The 18,232-nt window shown below is 58.4% G+C and carries 17 protein-coding genes; 9 read left to right on the top strand and 8 right to left on the bottom strand.

Going from position 1 to position 18,232, the window contains the following annotated elements:
• Nucleotides 1-62 precede the first annotated feature (62 nt).
• The 8 genes from AUP74_RS12725 to AUP74_RS12690 are packed head-to-tail and all read left to right on the top strand — an operon-like array spanning nucleotide 63 to nucleotide 5,569.
• Complete coding sequence (locus tag AUP74_RS12725; protein ID WP_069947902.1) at nucleotides 63-488, top strand: F0F1 ATP synthase subunit delta/epsilon; 426 nt, start codon at nucleotides 63-65, stop codon at nucleotides 486-488.
• Nucleotides 489-541: 53 nt separating this feature from the next.
• The gene (locus tag AUP74_RS17570; protein WP_083261130.1) at nucleotides 542-760 is read left to right on the top strand and encodes an AtpZ/AtpI family protein; all 219 of its coding nucleotides are present in this window, start codon (nucleotides 542-544) and stop codon (nucleotides 758-760) included.
• Between the two features lie 2 nt (nucleotides 761-762).
• Nucleotides 763-1,461, top strand: a complete 699-nt coding sequence (locus AUP74_RS12715) for a F0F1 ATP synthase subunit A (RefSeq protein ID WP_069947900.1) — start codon at nucleotides 763-765, stop codon at nucleotides 1,459-1,461.
• Nucleotides 1,454-1,723, top strand: coding sequence for an ATP synthase F0 subunit C (atpE, locus tag AUP74_RS12710; protein WP_069947899.1), 270 nt, complete (start codon nucleotides 1,454-1,456; stop codon nucleotides 1,721-1,723). Before AUP74_RS12715 ends, atpE begins: the two co-directional genes overlap by 8 nt.
• A 16-nt stretch (nucleotides 1,724-1,739) precedes the next feature.
• Nucleotides 1,740-2,504: a F0F1 ATP synthase subunit delta gene (locus tag AUP74_RS12705; RefSeq protein ID WP_069947898.1), complete on the top strand. Its 765-nt coding sequence runs from the start codon at nucleotides 1,740-1,742 to the stop codon at nucleotides 2,502-2,504.
• Nucleotides 2,497-3,972 (top strand): F0F1 ATP synthase subunit alpha, encoded by a 1,476-nt coding sequence (locus AUP74_RS12700; protein ID WP_069947897.1) that lies wholly within the window; start codon nucleotides 2,497-2,499, stop codon nucleotides 3,970-3,972. The genes AUP74_RS12705 and AUP74_RS12700 overlap by 8 nt, the downstream gene beginning before the upstream one ends.
• Nucleotides 3,969-4,814 (top strand): F0F1 ATP synthase subunit gamma, encoded by an 846-nt coding sequence (locus AUP74_RS12695; protein WP_069947896.1) that lies wholly within the window; start codon nucleotides 3,969-3,971, stop codon nucleotides 4,812-4,814. Before AUP74_RS12700 ends, AUP74_RS12695 begins: the two co-directional genes overlap by 4 nt.
• 2 nt (nucleotides 4,815-4,816) lie before the next feature.
• Nucleotides 4,817-5,569 carry a ZIP family metal transporter gene (locus AUP74_RS12690; protein ID WP_145924398.1) on the top strand — a complete coding sequence of 251 codons (753 nt, stop codon included), beginning with the start codon at nucleotides 4,817-4,819 and terminating at the stop codon, nucleotides 5,567-5,569.
• A gap of 49 nt (nucleotides 5,570-5,618) precedes the next feature.
• On the opposite strand, the gene AUP74_RS12685 is transcribed toward AUP74_RS12690, so the two are convergent.
• From AUP74_RS12685 to acsA, 6 genes are all read right to left on the bottom strand, one after another.
• Nucleotides 5,619-6,821, bottom strand: coding sequence for a glutaredoxin family protein (locus AUP74_RS12685; RefSeq protein WP_083261129.1), 1,203 nt, complete (start codon nucleotides 6,819-6,821; stop codon nucleotides 5,619-5,621).
• Nucleotides 6,822-6,944: 123 nt separating this feature from the next.
• A complete protein-coding gene (locus AUP74_RS12680) occupies nucleotides 6,945-7,208 on the bottom strand; it encodes an acyl carrier protein (RefSeq protein WP_069947895.1) in 264 nt (87 codons plus the stop codon).
• Nucleotides 7,205-8,374 (bottom strand): dihydrolipoamide acetyltransferase family protein, encoded by a 1,170-nt coding sequence (locus AUP74_RS12675; protein ID WP_069947894.1) that lies wholly within the window; start codon nucleotides 8,372-8,374, stop codon nucleotides 7,205-7,207. Before AUP74_RS12675 ends, AUP74_RS12680 begins: the two co-directional genes overlap by 4 nt.
• Nucleotides 8,367-9,347 (bottom strand): alpha-ketoacid dehydrogenase subunit beta, encoded by a 981-nt coding sequence (locus tag AUP74_RS12670; protein ID WP_069947893.1) that lies wholly within the window; start codon nucleotides 9,345-9,347, stop codon nucleotides 8,367-8,369. Before AUP74_RS12670 ends, AUP74_RS12675 begins: the two co-directional genes overlap by 8 nt.
• Before the next feature lie 45 nt (nucleotides 9,348-9,392).
• Entirely contained in the window at nucleotides 9,393-10,400 is a 1,008-nt protein-coding gene (pdhA, locus tag AUP74_RS12665) for a pyruvate dehydrogenase (acetyl-transferring) E1 component subunit alpha (protein ID WP_069947892.1), read from the bottom strand.
• Nucleotides 10,397-12,160 carry an acetate--CoA ligase gene (gene acsA, locus AUP74_RS12660; protein WP_069948877.1) on the bottom strand — a complete coding sequence of 588 codons (1,764 nt, stop codon included), beginning with the start codon at nucleotides 12,158-12,160 and terminating at the stop codon, nucleotides 10,397-10,399. The genes pdhA and acsA overlap by 4 nt, the downstream gene beginning before the upstream one ends.
• A 104-nt stretch (nucleotides 12,161-12,264) precedes the next feature.
• Here acsA and AUP74_RS12655 point away from each other — a divergent pair, with 104 nt between their 5' ends.
• A complete protein-coding gene (locus tag AUP74_RS12655; RefSeq protein WP_069947891.1) occupies nucleotides 12,265-15,006 on the top strand; it encodes a cation-translocating P-type ATPase in 2,742 nt (913 codons plus the stop codon).
• Nucleotides 15,007-15,044: 38 nt separating this feature from the next.
• On the opposite strand, the gene ppsA is transcribed toward AUP74_RS12655, so the two are convergent.
• Entirely contained in the window at nucleotides 15,045-17,459 is a 2,415-nt protein-coding gene (gene ppsA / locus AUP74_RS12650; protein ID WP_069947890.1) for a phosphoenolpyruvate synthase, read from the bottom strand.
• 143 nt (nucleotides 17,460-17,602) lie between these two features.
• On the bottom strand, nucleotides 17,603-18,073 hold the full coding sequence (locus AUP74_RS12645) for a GNAT family N-acetyltransferase (RefSeq protein WP_226999789.1): 471 nt from the start codon (nucleotides 18,071-18,073) through the stop codon (nucleotides 17,603-17,605).
• Nucleotides 18,074-18,232 lie beyond the last annotated feature (159 nt).

The following is an 18,232-nucleotide window of genomic DNA, read 5'->3' as shown; positions in this document are numbered from 1 at the left end:
GCATAGCCGCGACACGCCCGTAGTGAAGTTTACTTGTCTCGCCCGGGTTTGGTGATCAACTTATGGCCGTCAAGACCTTTCGCCTGCAGCTGTTTTCTGCAACCGAACAGAAGACCTTTGAGGCTGCGACCTCCTTTGTTGGTGAGGACGCCAGTGGCAGCTTCGGTATTCTGGCCGGTCATGTGCGCATGATTACCTCTCTGCTGTTCGGCCTCAGTCGCTTCCGCCTTGAGGACGGCGATTGGCAATATCTGGCACTCCCCGGCGGGGTGCTCTACTTTCTCGATAACCAACTGCAGATCTACACCCGCCGCTTTCTGCTCGACCGCGACTATGCCCGTGTCGCCGAACGACTTCAGGCACAGTTGGTGGCAGAAGAGGAGAGCCTTCGCGATATGAAAGAGAGCCTGCGAAAAATGGAGGAATCCGTTCTGCGCAGGTTGTGGGAGGCGGAACGGCGGAGTTCAACTGGAAGCGAGATCCGGTGAAACGGAATCACGAAAAAGAACTGCGGGAGCGGGTCGAAAGGCAAGCCAGGCGAATGAGGCAGGCAGAGCGGGATCGCCCAACCTTGCTTTCCCAGACGATTTATCTCGGGACTCTAGGGCTGGTTTTCGTCCTTCCAATCGTAGCAGGTGCGTACCTCGGCCAATGGATTGACAGCCAATTTACGGGGTACTCCACCCGCTGGACTCTCAGCTTCATCTTTGTGGGGCTGGTTGTAGGCGGAATGAATGTCTATTTTCTGTTGAAGGAGTAGCAATGGAAAATGACGCCCTTTCACCCCAGGTTCTTTTTCAGCTCGGCCCGGTCACAATCACCAGCACAGTTTTGACGACTTGGGCGATTGTTTTCGCACTGACTCTCTGCGCCTGGCTGCTGTCCAGACAGCTGAAAGAACAACCGGGCAAGGCGCAGGCAGTCGCTGAAGGCATCATTGTCACAATCGAGGACGCTATTCGTGCCGTAGCGCCAGAGCATGTCCGGCTACTACTGCCATTTATCGGTACGCTGTGGATCTTCCTCGTAGTCGCCAATCTCTGCGGCTTGCTGCCTGGAGTTCACTCGCCCACCCGCGACCTTTCCGCCACCGCCGCTCTGGCTATCCTGGTCTTTCTATCTGTGCACTGGTTCGGTATACGCAGCCAGGGCTTGCGAAGTTACTTACGACACTATCTGACGCCGAGCCCGATCCTGCTTCCTTTTCATATCATTAGTGAGATCACCCGCACGGTCGCTCTAGCGGTGCGTTTGTTCGGCAACATCATGAGCCTTGAAATGGCAGCTTTATTGATACTACTGGTAGCTGGCTTCCTTGCCCCGATCCCTATACTGATGCTGCATATTATCGAGGCACTGGTTCAGGCCTATATTTTCGGCATGCTGGCCCTAATTTATGTCGCCGGAGGGCTCCAATCACAACAACTGCGACAGCTGCGGCAGGAGGAAAGGGATGACTGACATCAGCTGGTTCACGCTGGGGTCTACAGTATTCGTCGCCCTCGCCATTGCGATCGGCGTCCTCGGGCCTGCCTTTGCGATGGGACGCGCTATCAGTAGCGCCCTGGACGCACTGGCCCGACAGCCGGAAGCAGAGAAATCCATTATGCGCACTCTGTTCATCGGCCTCGCGATGATCGAGTCGCTGGCAATCTATGTACTGGTCATAGCGCTGATTATTTTGTTCCGCAATCCGTTGCTGGAATACCTGCTGAAGTCCTGAACCACAGGAGACACCCTTGGAACTCAGCTGGTCGACCTTTCTGCTGGAGATTTTCAACTTTCTGGTTCTGGTCTGGATCCTCCAACACTTCCTGTACCGCCCGGTAAGAGATGTGATTGCCCGTCGACAGCAGGCGATTGAGGACCGTATTGCGGACGCTAAAGCGACACAAACGAAGGCCGAGGAGATGCAGCAGCAGTATGAATCGCGGCTGGATGACTGGCGTCACGAACAACAACAAGCCAGGGATACGCTGGAGTCCGAACTGCAGGAGGAGCGCCAGCGACGGGAAAAGGCACTGCGCGCCGATCTCAGGGAAGAGCAAAGGAAACTGGAACACCTCCAGCAGCAGCAGAACCTGGAGATGCAGCGCCAGCTGGAAAGTCGGGCCCTGAAACAGGGTGGGGAATTCGCCTCGCGAATACTGTCAATGTCAGCTGGCCCCGAGTTGGAATCCCGGTTCAGCCAACTGTTACTGGACGGTCTCGGCAACCTTTCAGCAGCACAGGCGAAGGCCCTGCGTTCTGAAATCGGCGTGGCAGATGCCACGGTCGAGGTTGCCAGTGCCTATCCCCTTGGCCAGGACCAACGTAACACGATCAAACAGGCTCTTGAGGAACTGCTGCAAAGGCCAGTCAGTCCCGATTTTGTTCAGGCTCCCGAGCTTCTGGCCGGCTTCCGTATCAATCTCGGCGCCTGGGAACTGGGTGCGAATCTGCGTGATGAACTCAGGGGTTTTGCCCGGCTCGCCGTGGCATCTCCAGGTGCCGAGCATGAATAGTGAGATTCTGGAGAGGCGTGAAAACTGGCTCAAGGACTACTTGCCACAACTTCGTATCAGCGAACAGGGCCGGGTCGTTTCGGTCGGCGATGGTATCGCCTGGGTCACCGGCCTGCCAAGTGTTGGCATCGACGATTTGCTGGATTTTGATGACGGCAGCCGTGGACTTGTATTTGACCTGACACCATCACTGGTGGGCGCAGTCCTGCTCCAGGAAACCAAGGCTTTGACAGCGGGCACGGTGGCACGGCGTAATCAGAAGCCACTGGGTATCGGCGTTGGCGACTCCCTGCTGGGCCGGGTAATTGACCCTCTCGGCAATCCGCTAGACGGCGAGGGGACGCCACAAGGGACAAGCTGGGCGCTCCTGCTAAGAAGGTCCCCGCCGATTATTGAGCGGGACTTTGTTCGCCAACCCCTCTACACCGGTAACAAGATCCTTGACACCATGATTCCCATTGGCCGCGGTCAGCGGCAGCTCATCGTTGGGGATGAAGGACTCGGCCGCAGCGCCCTGGCTCTGGACTCAGTTGTCAATCAGAAGCAGCAGGAGGTCCGTTGTATCTATGTCCTGATTGGCCAGAAACGCTCCACCGTGGTCGGCACTATCAATCTGCTGCGGAAAACCGGTGCCCTAGGATACACCACGGTGGTCGTTGCCGAGGCCAGTGCGCTGCCGGGGCTACAGCATCTGGCGCCATTCGCCGGCTGTAGCATTGCCGAACACTGGATGCGGCGGGGCCAGCACAGTCTGGTGGTTTACGACGATTTGTCGACCCATGCCAAGACCTACCGGGAATTATCCCTGCTGCTTCGTCGTCCGCCAGGCCGGGAGGCATTTCCCGGTGACATCTTTTCCGTTCATGCCGGGCTGTTAGAGCGCTCTACCAGCCTGAATAGTGATAATGGCGGCGGTAGTATGACTGCGCTTCCCATCGTGGAAACGAAACTCGGTGAGCTTGCCTCCTACATTCCCACCAATCTGATTTCGATCACTGATGGTCAGGTTTATCTCGATCGCGAGCTCTTTACCGGCGGTTTTCGTCCGGCAATTGATATCGGTAAGTCCGTCTCTCGTATCGGTGGTCGCGCGCAGCACCCGGCAATCAAGCGAGAAGCGGGCCGTATGAAGCTGGATTACCTGCAGTTTCTTGAGGTGGAGATGTTTACCCGGTTCGGCGCCAAGCTCGAGGCAGGTATGGAGAGAGCAATCCGGCGCGGAAGAGTGTTACGGGAAATTCTGAAGCAGGACCGGCTCTCCCCGTTGCCCATCGAGTTTCAGCTGGGATGGATGGTCGCCTTCAATGATGGCCTGCTCGATGATGTAAAGCAGGCCCAAATACCAGCGCTCCTGGACAAGTTACTCAAGCAGATCAAAAGCAGCCGACTCACACTGGATGATGACAGGGATCAGTGGCGGCAACTGGCCGAAGGCTGGCTACAGAAACCCGCGGGACCGAAGTCTTGAGCCAACGGCACCAGCTTGCACGTCACAGACACCGCCTGAGCGAGGCGCGCCAGATCATGAGTGCCATGCAGTCCCTGGCGTTCATGGAGTCGCGAAGGCTTCGGGGATTTCTCGAGATTCAGCAGCAGGTGGTACGAGGTATCGACCATTGTGCTGCGGATCTTTTAGGCTTTTTTCCGGGGGTCCAGCCTGCACCACCGGAGCGAACGTTGCTCCTCGTCGTCGGTTCCGAACGAGGATTTTGCGGAAACTTCAACGAATCCTTAATCCAGAGCCTGGAAGACACCCTGGGCCCCACCTATGAGGGCTTCGTGGCCTGCGGACACAAACTCTGCAGCCGTGTCGAGCGACATCCGCAACTACTGCAGACAGTGGAAGGTGCTGCTTTGATGGAGGAGGTCGACGGCGCTCTCAAACGCCTGACCGCTGTGCTCGCCGGTCAGGGCACGAGCTCACACGCTCTGGGGCTAGAGGTAATTTACCAGGATCCCGACGCTCAGGAGCCGGTTACCCGCACATTACTGCCGCCGTTCCAGAATCGTCCAGCGACTGTGCCGCGCGTTGGTTATGCTCCCGAGATCTATCTTCCGCCGGCGGAGTTGCTGGGAGAACTTGCCCACCACTCCCTGTTCGCGACGCTGCATGAGATTCTCTACCGGTCCTTGATGGCAGAAAACCAGCGCCGCACACGTCACCTCGATGGAGCCGTCCGGCACCTGGACCAGTCACTGGAACGACTCACTTATCGCGACAACCAGCTGCGTCAGGAAGAAATCATCGAAGAGATCGAAGTCATTCTTCTGAATGCAGATGCCACCGGGCTTTCGCCGAAGGAGGAGTAGCTTTGGGAGAGCTTGGATGGATTATCCTCGGCAGTCTCCTGATGAGTGCCATAGCGATGATCGGCAGCATCACGGCTCTATTAAAGGATCAGACCCTGGAGCGCCTGCTGCTGCCACTGATCTCACTGGCTGCGGCAACACTACTGGGCGGTGCCTTTTTCCATATGTTGCCGGAAGGCGTAGCGAGCATGCCACCTCTGACAGCGGCGGCATGGGTAGTGACCGGCTTCAGTGCTTTTCTGTTGATGGAGCAACTGTTGCACTGGCATCACTCCCATCAGGGCAGCCGCCCCCGCGGTGAACCCAAATCCAATCAACCGCCGGTTACCTACCTGATCTTGATTGGCGATGGTATACACAACCTGATCGGTGGACTGGCGATTGCCAGCACTTTTCTCATCGACCCGCGAGCAGGGTTTTCCGCCTGGATTGCTGCAGCGATGCATGAGATACCGCAGGAACTCGGAGATTTCGGCGTGCTGGTGCATGGCGGATGGTCCCGTCGGCGGGCGCTGCTGTGGAACCTCCTGTCTGCGCTCACCTTCCCGTTAGGGGCCCTGGCGGCTTACGGGCTATCCAGTCAGTTTGATGTAACCTGGCTCATGCTGTTCGGGGCTGGCAACTTTATCTATATCGCTGCTTCGGACTTGATCCCCGAAATCAAGCAACAGGATCGCTTTGGCAGGGTTGCAGTGCACTTTGGATATTTTGCCGCGGGCCTGGCGCTGATGTATGCGCTCGCCTGTTGCTTTTGACCGGGCATAGATCAAGACCAGCAAGCAGGCTACCGAAGCACCGCAAAATCTAGATGAGCCACTGCGGCGAAAATACCATCACAATACCGAGCATAACCATGGTTAGCCCGCTGACCAGTTTCAGCCAGCGGCCAGCACCCATGGAGAGTTTGCGGCTACTCAAAGCAATGACGGCAATCGTCACCATCAGCGCATCGTCCGCGATATAGGCAAGAATATAGAGACCCAGGTACCCGTAATAGGCGGGCGCACTCAGCTGCTGCTGCGCCAGTACAGAGGTATAGATGGCCGGCAGCCCGGCGGTACAGAGCAACTCGATAAAATTGACGATAACGGCCAGTACAGCGACACCAACGAGGGACGAGAGCAGGGTATTGGCCTGCAGCACTCCGCGCAGCCGGGCGAAGATTCCTGGTTTCGCCGAGTCCGGAATCGCCAGAGTGAAACCTTTCGGACCTGCCTCAGGCATCAGGAAATCACGCACGTTGAGTATGCCAATGACAAGTGCGAGGACTGCCAGCAGCCAGCGTACCAGTGACGAAAAGCCAACCAGCAGGAAGAGATTTAGCCACGCGGCCATAAAAGCAAAGTAGACCGCACCGCTGACCAGTACGAAGGTGCCTGCTATCAGGGCCATACGTCGGCGGTCTTGCAGCCTGACAAGCAGGGAAAGCAGGAACAGCAGCACCCACATGGCACAGGGGTTGAAACCATCAATCAACCCCAGGGTCAGGGTAAAGAGAGGCAGACCGAGGCTTGAGACGCTGAGTTCACCGAGCCCCGGCGCTTCGGGCTTTCCCGGCGGGCCGGCACCTCCACCATCGACCAATTCTGCGAGTCTCGGGCCGGTAACTTCGGGGCTGACAAAACCCACCAGGACTCGCCCCTCGATAACAAATGTCGGCACGCCCGGTGGCCACTCACCGGCGCGACGGGAATGACGAGCGAGGTCTTCTCGCGCCCTTGGATCCGTATCCAGGGAGCGGTAAACAAGTCGGAGGTCAGGGCGGTCACGCACAAAGGAAGGCAGATACCGTTTTGCTGCGGCGCAGTGCGGGCATCCTTTGCGAACAAATACTTCCAGCACCCGGGGCTCAGCTTGTTCGGCAGAGGACACTTGAGGAAAGCTGGCTGCGGCAAAAAGCAGCAACGTCACCAGTAGAAGAAGACTGAAATTCGACTGCGAGCCAGAGCAGGGGGACCGGGGTGGTAGTGATCGTGACGGCTCGCTGTCCGCCTTTCTGTGCTTCATCAGGCCATGGCCGAATTCAACCGTTGGCCGATGCACACCGACGGTACCGGTATTGGCAGGCAGCCGACTGTCAGCCCCCGGCTTGAATGCATGCAGAATGACACCGCACAGCATGATGTTTGGTTATTCACCGGAGATTCCGCTATGGAGGTTGGCAACCAGGTAGTCGACGGCACCATTGACACTTTGCAGCATTGGATAGTCCCGCTCTGGGATATCCATCTGAAACTCGCGACCGATGGCGATGACAAAATTGAGAAAATCCATCGAGTCGAAATCATACTGATCCCGCACCGGAATATCCGGGGCGAGTGCATTCTGATCAATGTCCGGTGCCACCTGCAGCAGTTTCTCCAGCACCAAACTGCTGATTTCATTCCGCGTCATAGTTTTTCCGGCTCCTGTAGCAACCGGTCTATCTCGGCCAGGAAGATTGCACCGCGATGCCCATCACTGGCGCGATGGTCTGCGGCCAGGCTGGCGCAAATGATTTGCCGGACTGCGGGTTTCCCATCGACTGGACGCACTCTCTCAGCTACAGACCCGAATCCGACAATGGCAAGCTGCGGGGGATGGATAACCGGAAAGACAACTTCCACACCCTGATCACCAAGGCTCGATATTGTAATGGTGGCACCCTCGACTTCCGAGCTACGAAGATGGCCAGTGCGAGCCCGATTGACCAGATCCGCGAAATCCGGCATCAGACTGTCCAGGGGTTTGTCCTGAACCCCACGCAGCACAGGGACTACGAGACCGCCGGAGCGCAGAGAGATGGCGACACCGAGGTGCAATTCAGCGGATATCTCTGGTGCAGCATTGCGATAGTGGCCATTCAGCTCTGGAACTTTTTTCAAGGCTCCGGCCACAGCTTTAAGGAGCGGAATAACGTACAGCATGCGTTCCTCGACACCCTTTTTGGCGTTCCGCTCCTGCAGCCATGCCAACATTCCGGTCACGTCGATACTCGTCGAGAGGTAATAATGGGGTATCTCACGCTTCGAGCGGCTCATGGCAGCAGCGATCGCCCGCCGCATACCCGCCTCCTTCGGCTCCGGCGGTGCGGCGGGACCGGCATAGCGCTCGATATCCTCCAGTGTAATGGCGCCATCCGGCCCACTGCCGGTAACCGAAGCCGGATCCACCGCCAGTTCGCGGGCACGCCGACGTGCAAGCGGTGATATCCGTAGTCTCTCTAGTTCAGGCTCAGGCTCAGGCTCAGAAGTTAACCCGGCATCTTTATCGGGACCTTGTGCTATCGCGAGCGGCGCAGGTTTGGCTGCAGATTTTATTGTCCTCTCTGTGGGCTTCAGGTCCTGCTCACTGTCCAGTGTCGCCAGCACTGCACCCACAGGCACTTTTTCATCCGGCTGCACCAGCAGTTTGGCGATGGTGCCGGATTCATGTATCTCGATATCGATGATGCCCTTGTCGGTTTCCACTGAAGCGACAACATCGCCTTTCTTTACCACTGCCCCGGGCTGTACGAACCACTCCCGAAGTGTGGCTGACTCCATATCGGCCCCCAGGGACGGAAGGCGAAACTCAGGCATGTTGACCCATCACCTCATGCACCTTCTCAACGATGCTTTCAATCTGTGGCAGCGCTGCCTGCTCCAGGTGCCTGGGGTAGGGAATGGGCACCTCTTCGGTGCAGACACGGGCCAATGGCGCGTCGAGATCGTAAAAGGCGCGTTCCGCAATGCGCATGCCGATCTCCCCGGCAAGGCTGCCAGTGCGCCAGCCCTCGTCCACCAGGACGGCGCGGTGCGTCTTCCGAACTGACGCCAGGATGCTTTCTTCGTCCAGTGGACGCAGGGAACGCAAATCCACGACTTCGGCCTCGACCCCCGTCTTGGCCAGTGCCTCCGCCGCCGCCAGTACCTTGTGAAGGTTGCCGCCATAACTGATCAGGCTGACATCGCTTCCGCTGCGGCGCACCACCGCCCGTCGGATATCCGTGACATGCCAATCCTCCTCGAGCTCTCCCTCCTGGTTGTAGAGCGCGTTGTGCTCAAAAAGGATTACCGGATCGGGGTCGGCCAGTGCCAGTTTCAGCATGCCTCGCATATCTTCCAGTGTGGCGGGAGCAATAACGCGCAGGCCAGGGACATGGGCGTACCAGCACTCCAGGCTGTGGGAATGTTGCGCCGCCAGCTGACGTCCTGCACCCGTGGTCATGCGAACAACGATGGGTACGCTGAATTGCCCACCGGACATATGTCGCAGGGTTGCGGCCGTGTTGACGATCTGGTCCAGGCACAACAGGCTGAAATTCACGGTCATGACTTCCACGATTGGACGCATGCCTCCCAGTGCCGCGCCTATGCCGGCACCCACAAATGCGGATTCAGACAGAGGCGTATCCCGTACCCGCTCTTCGCCAAACTCTTCCAACAGCCCCTTGCTCACCGCATAACAGCCGCCGTACCGACCGACATCCTCGCCCATCAGGAATACACGCTCGTCCCCATTCAGGGCATCCCTGAGTGCAGCGCGCATGGCCTCGCGGTAGGTTGTTTTCATCGTGGCGTCCTTAGTGTTTGCACCTCTGGGTAAACCAGACCTCTGTCAGGGTATTGGTTCTTGCGCGGTGACAGCGTCTTCCGTGTACACATCCCGCAACAAGTCTTCCGTTGACTCCCAGTTTCCCGCCTCGGCAAACTCCACGGCCGCGTGAATCTCTGCATCAACCGAGGCTTCCAGGGTCGTCAGGTCACGGTCTTCCAGCAATTGCTGCGCCTGTAGCTGCGCGGTCAATGTTGCGATAGGGCAAAGCTGCTTCCACTGCTCGACCTCTTCCTTGCTGCGGTAGAGCTCCGGGTCGAACATGGAGTGAGCGCGGAACCGATAGGTGCGCATTTCCAGGAAACCGGGCCGGTGCTTTTCCCGCACTGTTTTCAGGGCCGCACGGATGGCGCTATTCACTGACATGACATCCATTCCATCCACTGGCTGCGAGTCGATGCCGTACGCTTCTGCTTTCGCGTGAATGTCGGTGACCGATTCCGAGCGCGCCAGCGCAGTTCCCATCGCGTAGAGATTGTTCTCGCAGACAAATAGCACCGGGAGCTGCCAGAGCGCAGCCAGATTGAGTGACTCATGGAACTCTCCCTCGGCAGCGGCTCCTTCGCCAAAAAAGCAGGCGGTGACGCCAGGCTTGTCCTGCATTCGATCGGCGAGCGCCAGACCGACCGCCAGGGGCAACCCTCCCGATACGATGGCATTGCCACCAAAGAATCGTGTCCCGGCGTCGAACAGGTGCATGGAGCCACCACGGCCACGACTGCAGCCCTCCACTTTGCCAAACATCTCCGCCATGATGGCGTTCATGGAGATTCCCCGCATCAGCGCGTGGCCATGCTCGCGATACGTGCCGACAAAGGCATCGGTATCTTCCAGCTCGGGAATAGCACCGGCGGCTACCGCTTCCTCACCGGTGTACAGATGCAGGAAGCCGCGGATCTTTTCCTGGCCATAAAGCTCAGCGCAGGTCTCTTCCATACGACGGATGCGCATCATGTCCTTCAGCCACCGGAGGCCCTGGCTGCGGCTCAATCGAGACGGTTCCCGGTTCATTTCCCGCCCTCCAGGGTTGAGGTATCTCCCTCGGGCAGCCCGAGCTCACGGGCCTTCAATAGCCGGCGCATGATTTTCCCGGAACGGGTTCTGGGCAGGTTGTCGCGGAAGGCAATTTCCCTCGGCGCGACCGCAGGACCCAGCCGCTTGCGGGTGAAAGCCAGTAGCTCCCGCTGCAGATCCTCGCTTGCGCTGACGCCGGGTTTGAGAGAGACAAACGCTTTGACGATTTCCATCGCTACCGGGTCAGGCATACCGATTACCGCCGCTTCCGCCACTGACGGATGTTCCATCAGGGCACTTTCCACTTCGAAGGGACCGATCAGGTGTCCGGCAGACTTAATCACATCGTCAGCGCGGCCGACGAACCAGAAGTAACCGTCGTCATCCATACGAGCGAGGTCGCCAGTAAGATACCAGTCACCGCGGAAACAGCGCCGATAGCGCTCTTCTTCGTGCAGGTAGCCGCGAAACATCGAGGGCCAGCCCCGCCTCAACGCCAGCTCTCCCTCCTTACCGGATTCCTCAACCACTGAAAGGGAACCGTCCTCTCCGGCGTCAACAATGGCAGCCTCGATGCCGGGAAGAGGGCGGCCCATCGAACCGGGCCGGACTGGCTGGCTGAGAAAATTGGCGATCATGATGCCGCCGGTCTCGGTTTGCCACCAGTTGTCGTGAAACGGCAGGCCAAAGGCCTCCATCCCCCAGACCACCGCCTCAGGGTTGAGTGGCTCGCCAACACTGGCCATAAAACGCAGGGCCGGCAAATCGAATTTTTGCGCCAGCGCCGCGCCCTGTTTCATCATCATCCGGACCGCCGTCGGCGCCGTGTACCAGACACTGACTTTGTGATCGCGAAGAATGCCGTACCAGCGTTCTGGCTCGAATTCCTCACAGTCAACGATCATGGTCGCACCGATGGTGAGCGGGGCAATGATCCCGTAGCTGGTACCGGTTACCCAGCCGGGATCGGCCGTGCACCAGAAGACATCCTGCGGATGCAGGTCGAGGGCCAGGCGTGCACTGGCGTGGTGGGCGAGCACCGCCTCGTGGACATGGATAGCACCTTTGGGTTTGCCCGTGGTGCCACTGGTGAAATGCAACAGCGCCGGATCGTCCGGTGCCGTTTCTACGGCACTGAAAGTTTCCGCAGCAGCATCCATCAACGTGTTGAAATCCCGGGTGTCTGGGGGAAGTTGCTGAGTAGGGGCTTCTCGAACGAGGATGACGTGCTCCAGCTGAGGCAGGGCATTGCGGATGGGCGCCACTTTGCGTTTGTAGAGCGTCACATTGGTGACCAGCACTTTGGCATCACCGATGGAGAGGCGAGACTGCAGGGGCTCGGGTCCAAATGCGGAAAACAGTGGTGAGAAAACACTACCGCTTTTGAGGGTTCCCAGCGCTGTTTCATAGAGTGCCGGCACCCTTCCCAGCAACGCAAATACCCTTTCGCTCCGGCCCACACCCAGCTGCTGCAGGACATTGGCGAAACGGTTGGTACGGAGCTGGAGATCACCGTAGGTGATGTCGGTGGCGGCCCCATCCCGGTCCAGCCAGCGCAGGGCGACATGATTCCGTCGCTCGCCATTGGCATGACGGTCTACCGCCTCGTAGCCGATGTTCAGCCCGTGAACCTTGCCTCCCTGGAGAAGTTCCCGCTCATGCTCCCAGGTAAAGTGCTCCCGGGCCGAGCCATAGTCCAGCAGATTGGGAATCAGCTCCCAGTCTTCACTCCGCTTGGCGATAACTTTGTCAGACATAATGATCATCCCGGCCATCAGACAACCGGGGTGCTAATGTTGCATTGAGCTTTTCGTGAGCGAGCATCACCTGGTGGGTTCAACCCTATAACGCCAAAAAGCTGATGACCGAAACCCATGACCAAATTCCCTGGCACACATTAAGTGCCGAGGAAGCCACTGCCGCACTCAAAACTGATCCACTCGGGCTTTCCAGTGCGGATGCCGAGAGGCGCCTTGCCAGTTATGGCATCAATCGCCTACCACCGCCACGGCTCCCCGGATTTCCGCGCCTGTTCCTGCGCCAATTCATCAGCCCCCTGATCTACGTCCTGCTGGCAGCAATGGTGGTTTCCCTGCTGGTCGGTGAACTGGCTGACGCCTCATTTATCGGTGCCATCCTTCTGGTCAATGCGCTCATCGGGGCGCTGCAGGAATACCACGCCCACAGGAATGCCCAGGCTTTACGCAAACTGATGGTGAGCCAGGCGCAGGTGATACGCGATGGTGAACCCCATGAATTACCCGCCGAGAACCTCGTCCCCGGTGACCTGATTATGCTCGCCTCGGGCGATCGGGTGCCCGCAGACCTGCGCCTGTTGGCAGCCGAGGGCCTTGAAATCGATGAATCGGTATTAACCGGTGAATCGTTACCGGTCGATAAAAATGCAGAAGCCATCTGCACGCTGAAAGCGCCGGTCGCGGACCGGAACAACCAGTGCTTCGCGGGCAGCCTCGTTACCAGTGGGAGAGCCCGCGGATTGGTCACTGCCACAGGACTACAGACCGAAATGGGACGTTTGAGCCTGAGCCTGCAGGCTGCAGAGGAAGTCAAACCACCGCTCGTTCAACGCATCGAGCGGTTCAGTAAGAAGCTTACGATTGCGTTGCTTTTTGTTGTCGCGGTGCTGGCCGGCATTGAACTCTTGCGGGATACGCCGCCGCTGCTTATTTTCATGACAGTGGTCGCGCTCGCCGTATCGGCAATCCCCGAGGGGCTGCCAATGGCTTTGACCATTGTGCTGTCGGTCGCTACCCGACGCATGGTCCGCCGCCATGTGATCGTGCGCAAACTGGTGGCGGTGGAGAGTCTCGGCTCTTGCACAGTGATCGCAGCAGACAAGACTGGCACCCTGACCAGAAACCAACTCACCGCAAGTGAGGTGGCCTTTCTGGATGAAGAGACAGTGCGGATTGCCGATACCGGCGGGCCCTCTGACGAAGCAGCGCAACGCAACAGGCGCCGACCGCACGTAGACTTTCATTCAAGGCTCGGGCGACTGGTAAGGGCATCCGCGCTGTGCAACGAAGCCGAGATCTATCCATTGGAAAATGGCGAGTGGCAGGCAACCGGAGACACTGTCGACCAGGCACTGCTGATGATGGCTTACGTCAGCGGGCATACCCGCCTCGAACTGCTGGAACGCTATCCACTTGATACGCAGGTGCACTATGAACCAGCTCTCGGATATGCCGCCACACTGCACCAGGAGGATGAGGGGCAGCTGATCTGCGTCAAAGGCGCACTCGAAAAACTGCTGCCGATGTGCAGCCTGATGGCCGCGGCCGATGGTGATACCCCCCTGGATGAAAGCAAAGCCGTTACCATGATGCAGCAATTGGCGCAGCGTGGGGCGCGGGTACTGGCCATTGCCGAGGGGCGACAGTCGGGCCTGAATGCGCGCTCACCGGAAGACCTGAAAAACCATTTACACGACCTGTGCCTGCTGGGCCTGGTAGCCATGGTCGACCCCCTGCGGCCTGAGGCAACCCGAGCAGTGAGCGCCTGCAAGGACGCCGGCATTCGGGTGAGCATGCTCACCGGTGATCATCCCCACACGGCGCTGAGTATCGCCCGTGAACTAGGGATGGCTGATGACAGCTCGAAGCCAGTGACTGGGCCCGAACTGGACACGGCCGAACAAAAAGGCAAAAAGGCCGTTGACGCGCTCACTGCAGGCGCGAATGTGTACGCCCGAGTCTCACCGCAGCAGAAGCTCACGATCGTGCAATCCCTACAGCGCCAGGGAGAGTTCGTCGCTGTGACCGGGGACGGGGTCAATGACGCCCCTGCGCTGCGCAGCGCCCACGTGGGTGTAGCAATGAGTCAACGCGGCACCGAGGTTGCCAAAGCTTCCGCGGATCTGCTGTTGACGGATGACAATTTTGCCTCTGTAGTTTCTGGCGTCGAAGAGGGCCGCATCGCTTACCGAAATATCCGCAAAGTGATTTTTTTCCTGATCTCCACCGGCGCTGCAGAAGTGGTGCTGTTCATCCTGTCCACGGCCTTTGGTTTACCGCTACCGCTTACGCCGGTACAACTGCTCTGGCTCAACCTGGTTACCAACAGCATACAGAGTATCGGGCTTGCACTGGAGCCAGGGGAGGGGGATGAGATGAAAAAGCCTCCCCGGCCACCACGGGAATCCATGTTTGATCCACTGATGCTGAGGCGCGTCATCCTCTCCGGGCTGGTGATGGGAGGCCTCGCATTCCTGACTTTTGTCTGGCTGCTCGAACAGGGCTGGAGTGTGGAGTCGGCCCGCAATAGCGTCCTTTTACTGATGGTACTGTTTGAAAATGTGCAGGTTTTTAACAGCCGCTCGGAGATCCGCTCGGTCTTTCGCCATCCACTGTTCAGCAACCAGGTCCTGCTGCTGGGCACGCTCGCGGCGCAGGGTCTGCATATCGCGGCCATGTACTCACCACTGATGCAGACTGTTCTCGGCGTGAACCCCGTCAGTGCGGGGCACTGGGTAACGTTACTGATGATCGCCCTGCTGCAGCTCGCTGCCATGGAGCTGCTACTGCTCGTTTCAGGGCGCCACAGCCGACTTCAGGTCGACCCACGCCAATCAACCAGCTAAAGGCGTTGTTTCAGGATGAGTGTGTGTGGAACAAATCGTCACAGATCCCGCTCCAGGGCCGCCACTCGCTCGAGCGTCTTTAAGAGCGCATCCGGACTGAGGCTGATGGAGTCAATGCCCTGACGCACCAGGAACTCCGCCACTTCCGGATAATTGGATGGAGCCTCCCCGCAGATACCAGCAGGAATGTCGTTTCGATGGGCACCCTCGATCGCCTGTTTCATCATTTCCATTACCCCTGCATCCCGCTCATCAAAATCAAAAGCGACTATGTCCGAATCCCGGTCTACACCGAGAACCAGCTGGGTCAAATCATTGGAGCCAATGGAAATGCCATCAAAAACCTGACTGAAGGCATCTATCTGTACGACGTTATTGGGAATTTCACACATTACGTAGATCTCAAGGTCATTTTCACCGGCCTTGAGCCCATGCGCTCTCATCGTCTGCACGACCTGTTCGCCTTCACCGACCCTGCGACAGAAGGGGATCATCACCTTGATGTTGCTGAGCCCCATTTCCTCCCGTGCTCGTTTCAGGGCCGCGCATTCCAACGCAAAGCCATCGGCATAGGCCTCATGGGCGTAGCGCGACGCCCCGCGGAATCCCAGCATCGGGTTTTCCTCGTGGGGCTCGAAGCCACCACCACCAATCAGCCGCGCGTATTCGTTGGTCTTGAAATCCGAGGTCCGCACAATCACAGGGCGCGGGTAGAAGGCAGCAGCAATGGTACCAATGCCCTCTGATAGCTTTTCGATAAAAAAGTCCGCGCCGGAGCTGTGATTGCTGGTGAGTGCGGCGAGCGCCGCCTGTGCGTCCGGATCGTCGACCCGCTCGGGGTGCGCGAGCGCCATCGGGTGGGCCTTGATGTGCTCGTTGACAATGAACTCCATCCGCGCCAGTCCAACGCCGTCACAGGGCAGGGCGCTTAGCCGAAAGGCCTGGTCCGGGCTGCCCAGGTTGATCATCATCCTGGTCCTGGTCCGCGGCACATCGTCCAGCGCGATGGTACTGACCTCATAGGGAATCTCGCCATCGAAAACCTTTCCAACATCGCCCTCAGCGCAAGTGACGGTGACGGGCTCACCGGCAGGCAAGGCTCCGCCAGCATTCCCGATCCCCACTACCGCCGGGATGCCGAATTCCCGCGCCACAATCGCAGCGTGGCAGGTTCGTCCGCCTCGTTCCGTAATCAAAGCGCTCGCGCGTCGCATCGCCGGACCCCAGTCGGGGCTCGTGCTCTCTGCGTAAAGCACTTCCCCATCGCGGAAGTCTGCCAGGCCGGCAGCATTGTCGACTCGCCGAAGCTGCCCACTGGCGATACCAGTACCGATTGCGCGCCCGGAGGCGAGAAGGGAGGCTTTATCTGGCTTTGTGGCAAAACGGAATCGCTTCAGTTGATTGCGCGGCGTCTGGGATGCGACCGTCTCCGGACGTGCCTGTAGTAGATACAGCTGGTGATCATCCCCGTCCTTGGCCCACTCGATATCCATTGGGGAATCTTCGCCACGCTGCTGGCTGTAGTGGGCTTCAGTCTTTAGCGCATAATCCGCCAGGACCAGCACCTCATCGTCGCTGAGACTATATCGCTGGCCGCGCTCTGCCGGTGTGTCCAGATTATGGAGCTCCTGACTGTTAGGATTTTCGTCGCAGGTGAGCATCTTCTGCTTGGCACCCAGATGACGACGCAAAACACAGCGATGTCCCTGTGCGAACGTGGGCTTGTGGACGTAGAACTCGTCTGGATCAACGGTTCCCTGGACAATATTCTCTCCGAGTCCATAGGCCGAATTGATAAAGACCACATCGCGAAAGCCGGTGTCGGTATCCAGCGTAAACATGACGCCGCTAGAGGCCCGGTCGGCCCGCACCATTTTCATTACGGCGATGGCCAGATAGACCTTCAGGTGATCAAAACCATTGCGCTCCCGATAACTGATCGCGCGGTCGGTAAACAACGAGGCAAAGCAGCGTCGGCAGGCATCCAGAAGGCCATCCAGATTACCGATATTGAGGAAGCTTTCGTGTTGGCCGGCGAAGCTCGCCGAAGGCAGGTCCTCGGCAGTGGCCGAGCTGCGTACCGCAACCCTGAGCTCCGCGCCATATTCTGCGCAAAGGGTCTTGTAGGCGTCTGCAATTTCCAGCCTGACTGGTTCGGGAAGTCCTGCCTCGTAGACCAACTTGCGTGCGGCGGCGCCAATTTCGCCTAACTGCCGCTCTTCCCCGTTCCCAGCTTTTTGTATGAGCGACCGCAATGGTTCCCATAGATCCGCCGCATCCAGCACGGCCCGATACGCGTCTGCAGTGACGCTGAAACCATTGGGAACCCGGATCCCCTGTGAGGCAAGGCTCTGGTACATCTCACCCAGAGACGCGGCCTTGCCACCGACGGCAGCAATATCATCAAGAGAGGTATCCGCGAACCAGCGGATAAATCGCTGTGGTGCAGACATATGGGTCACCGCCAGGCTTAATGTTTAAAGGTCCACGCTACGCCACAGGCGCGCCCCGCTCGCCGTGCGGGCGGGGCAGCCACGAGCGGGGGATTCGGTCAGGGAGTATGGAGCAAAAGCAAGGGTGGCACGCTTCAACCGCACTAGAGGCGCATTGTGTAGATCACCTGAGTGTGATCGTCAGGGTCCACCTTGCACTGCCATCCCATATTCCTCGCCACTTCCTGCAGTTTGTGATTCTCCGCTGAATCAATGGAGTAGAGAAGGGGGATGCCCCGGGCCCGGGCCGACTCGACCAGGCGATTGAGTAGCAGAGTGCCGAGCCCCGCTTTCTGCCAGTCATCAGCAACAACCACCGCGCATTCTGCTGATTGACCGTCAGGATCCAGCGCGTAGCGGGAGACGCCGACTTCTTTCTCTTTGGAGTCATCCTCAGCGATGGCGATAAAAGCTTCCCGCTGCTCGTGGTCGATATCCGTTAAGGCTTCCAGCATTTGCTGGCTCGGTTTGCCAACACCGCCGAGAAAACGGAAATGTCGCGACTCTGCTGACAGATTGGTGATGAATTCCCGCTCCAGCTCCAGGTCACCACTATCCATCGGTCGAATTGTCACCGTTCTATCATTGCGCAGTTTTTCAGTCACTGTCCGCGTCAATGCTTCATGTCGTCCCTGTTCTGACATTGTCGCCAGTCTCCTCTCGCTCTGGGCTGCCGCTTTCTACAATCAGCCTCAATAATAGAAGGCCCTGGTTGTGGGCAACCAACCAGATTG

Origin of the sequence: Microbulbifer aggregans (assembly GCF_001750105.1) — a bacterium.
Taxonomy (GTDB): domain Bacteria; phylum Pseudomonadota; class Gammaproteobacteria; order Pseudomonadales; family Cellvibrionaceae; genus Microbulbifer; species Microbulbifer aggregans.
This window is presented reverse-complemented; position numbering and strand designations above follow the sequence as displayed.

Excerpts from the sequence above, each read along its gene's own strand:
- AUP74_RS12725 (WP_069947902.1), top strand. The coding sequence starts at position 63 with ATGGCCGTCAAGACCTTTCGCCTGCAGCTGTTTTCTGCAACCGAACAG.
- AUP74_RS17570 (WP_083261130.1), top strand. The coding sequence starts at position 542 with ATGAGGCAGGCAGAGCGGGATCGCCCAACCTTGCTTTCCCAGACGATT.
- AUP74_RS12715 (WP_069947900.1), top strand. The coding sequence starts at position 763 with ATGGAAAATGACGCCCTTTCACCCCAGGTTCTTTTTCAGCTCGGCCCG.
- atpE (WP_069947899.1), top strand. The coding sequence starts at position 1,454 with ATGACTGACATCAGCTGGTTCACGCTGGGGTCTACAGTATTCGTCGCC.
- AUP74_RS12700 (WP_069947897.1), top strand. The coding sequence starts at position 2,497 with ATGAATAGTGAGATTCTGGAGAGGCGTGAAAACTGGCTCAAGGACTAC.
- AUP74_RS12685 (WP_083261129.1), bottom strand. The coding sequence starts at position 6,821 with ATGAAGCACAGAAAGGCGGACAGCGAGCCGTCACGATCACTACCACCC.
- AUP74_RS12680 (WP_069947895.1), bottom strand. The coding sequence starts at position 7,208 with ATGACGCGGAATGAAATCAGCAGTTTGGTGCTGGAGAAACTGCTGCAG.
- AUP74_RS12675 (WP_069947894.1), bottom strand. The coding sequence starts at position 8,374 with ATGCCTGAGTTTCGCCTTCCGTCCCTGGGGGCCGATATGGAGTCAGCC.
- AUP74_RS12670 (WP_069947893.1), bottom strand. The coding sequence starts at position 9,347 with ATGAAAACAACCTACCGCGAGGCCATGCGCGCTGCACTCAGGGATGCC.
- pdhA (WP_069947892.1), bottom strand. The coding sequence starts at position 10,400 with ATGAACCGGGAACCGTCTCGATTGAGCCGCAGCCAGGGCCTCCGGTGG.
- acsA (WP_069948877.1), bottom strand. The coding sequence starts at position 12,160 with ATGTCTGACAAAGTTATCGCCAAGCGGAGTGAAGACTGGGAGCTGATT.
- AUP74_RS12655 (WP_069947891.1), top strand. The coding sequence starts at position 12,265 with ATGACCGAAACCCATGACCAAATTCCCTGGCACACATTAAGTGCCGAG.
- ppsA (WP_069947890.1), bottom strand. The coding sequence starts at position 17,459 with ATGTCTGCACCACAGCGATTTATCCGCTGGTTCGCGGATACCTCTCTT.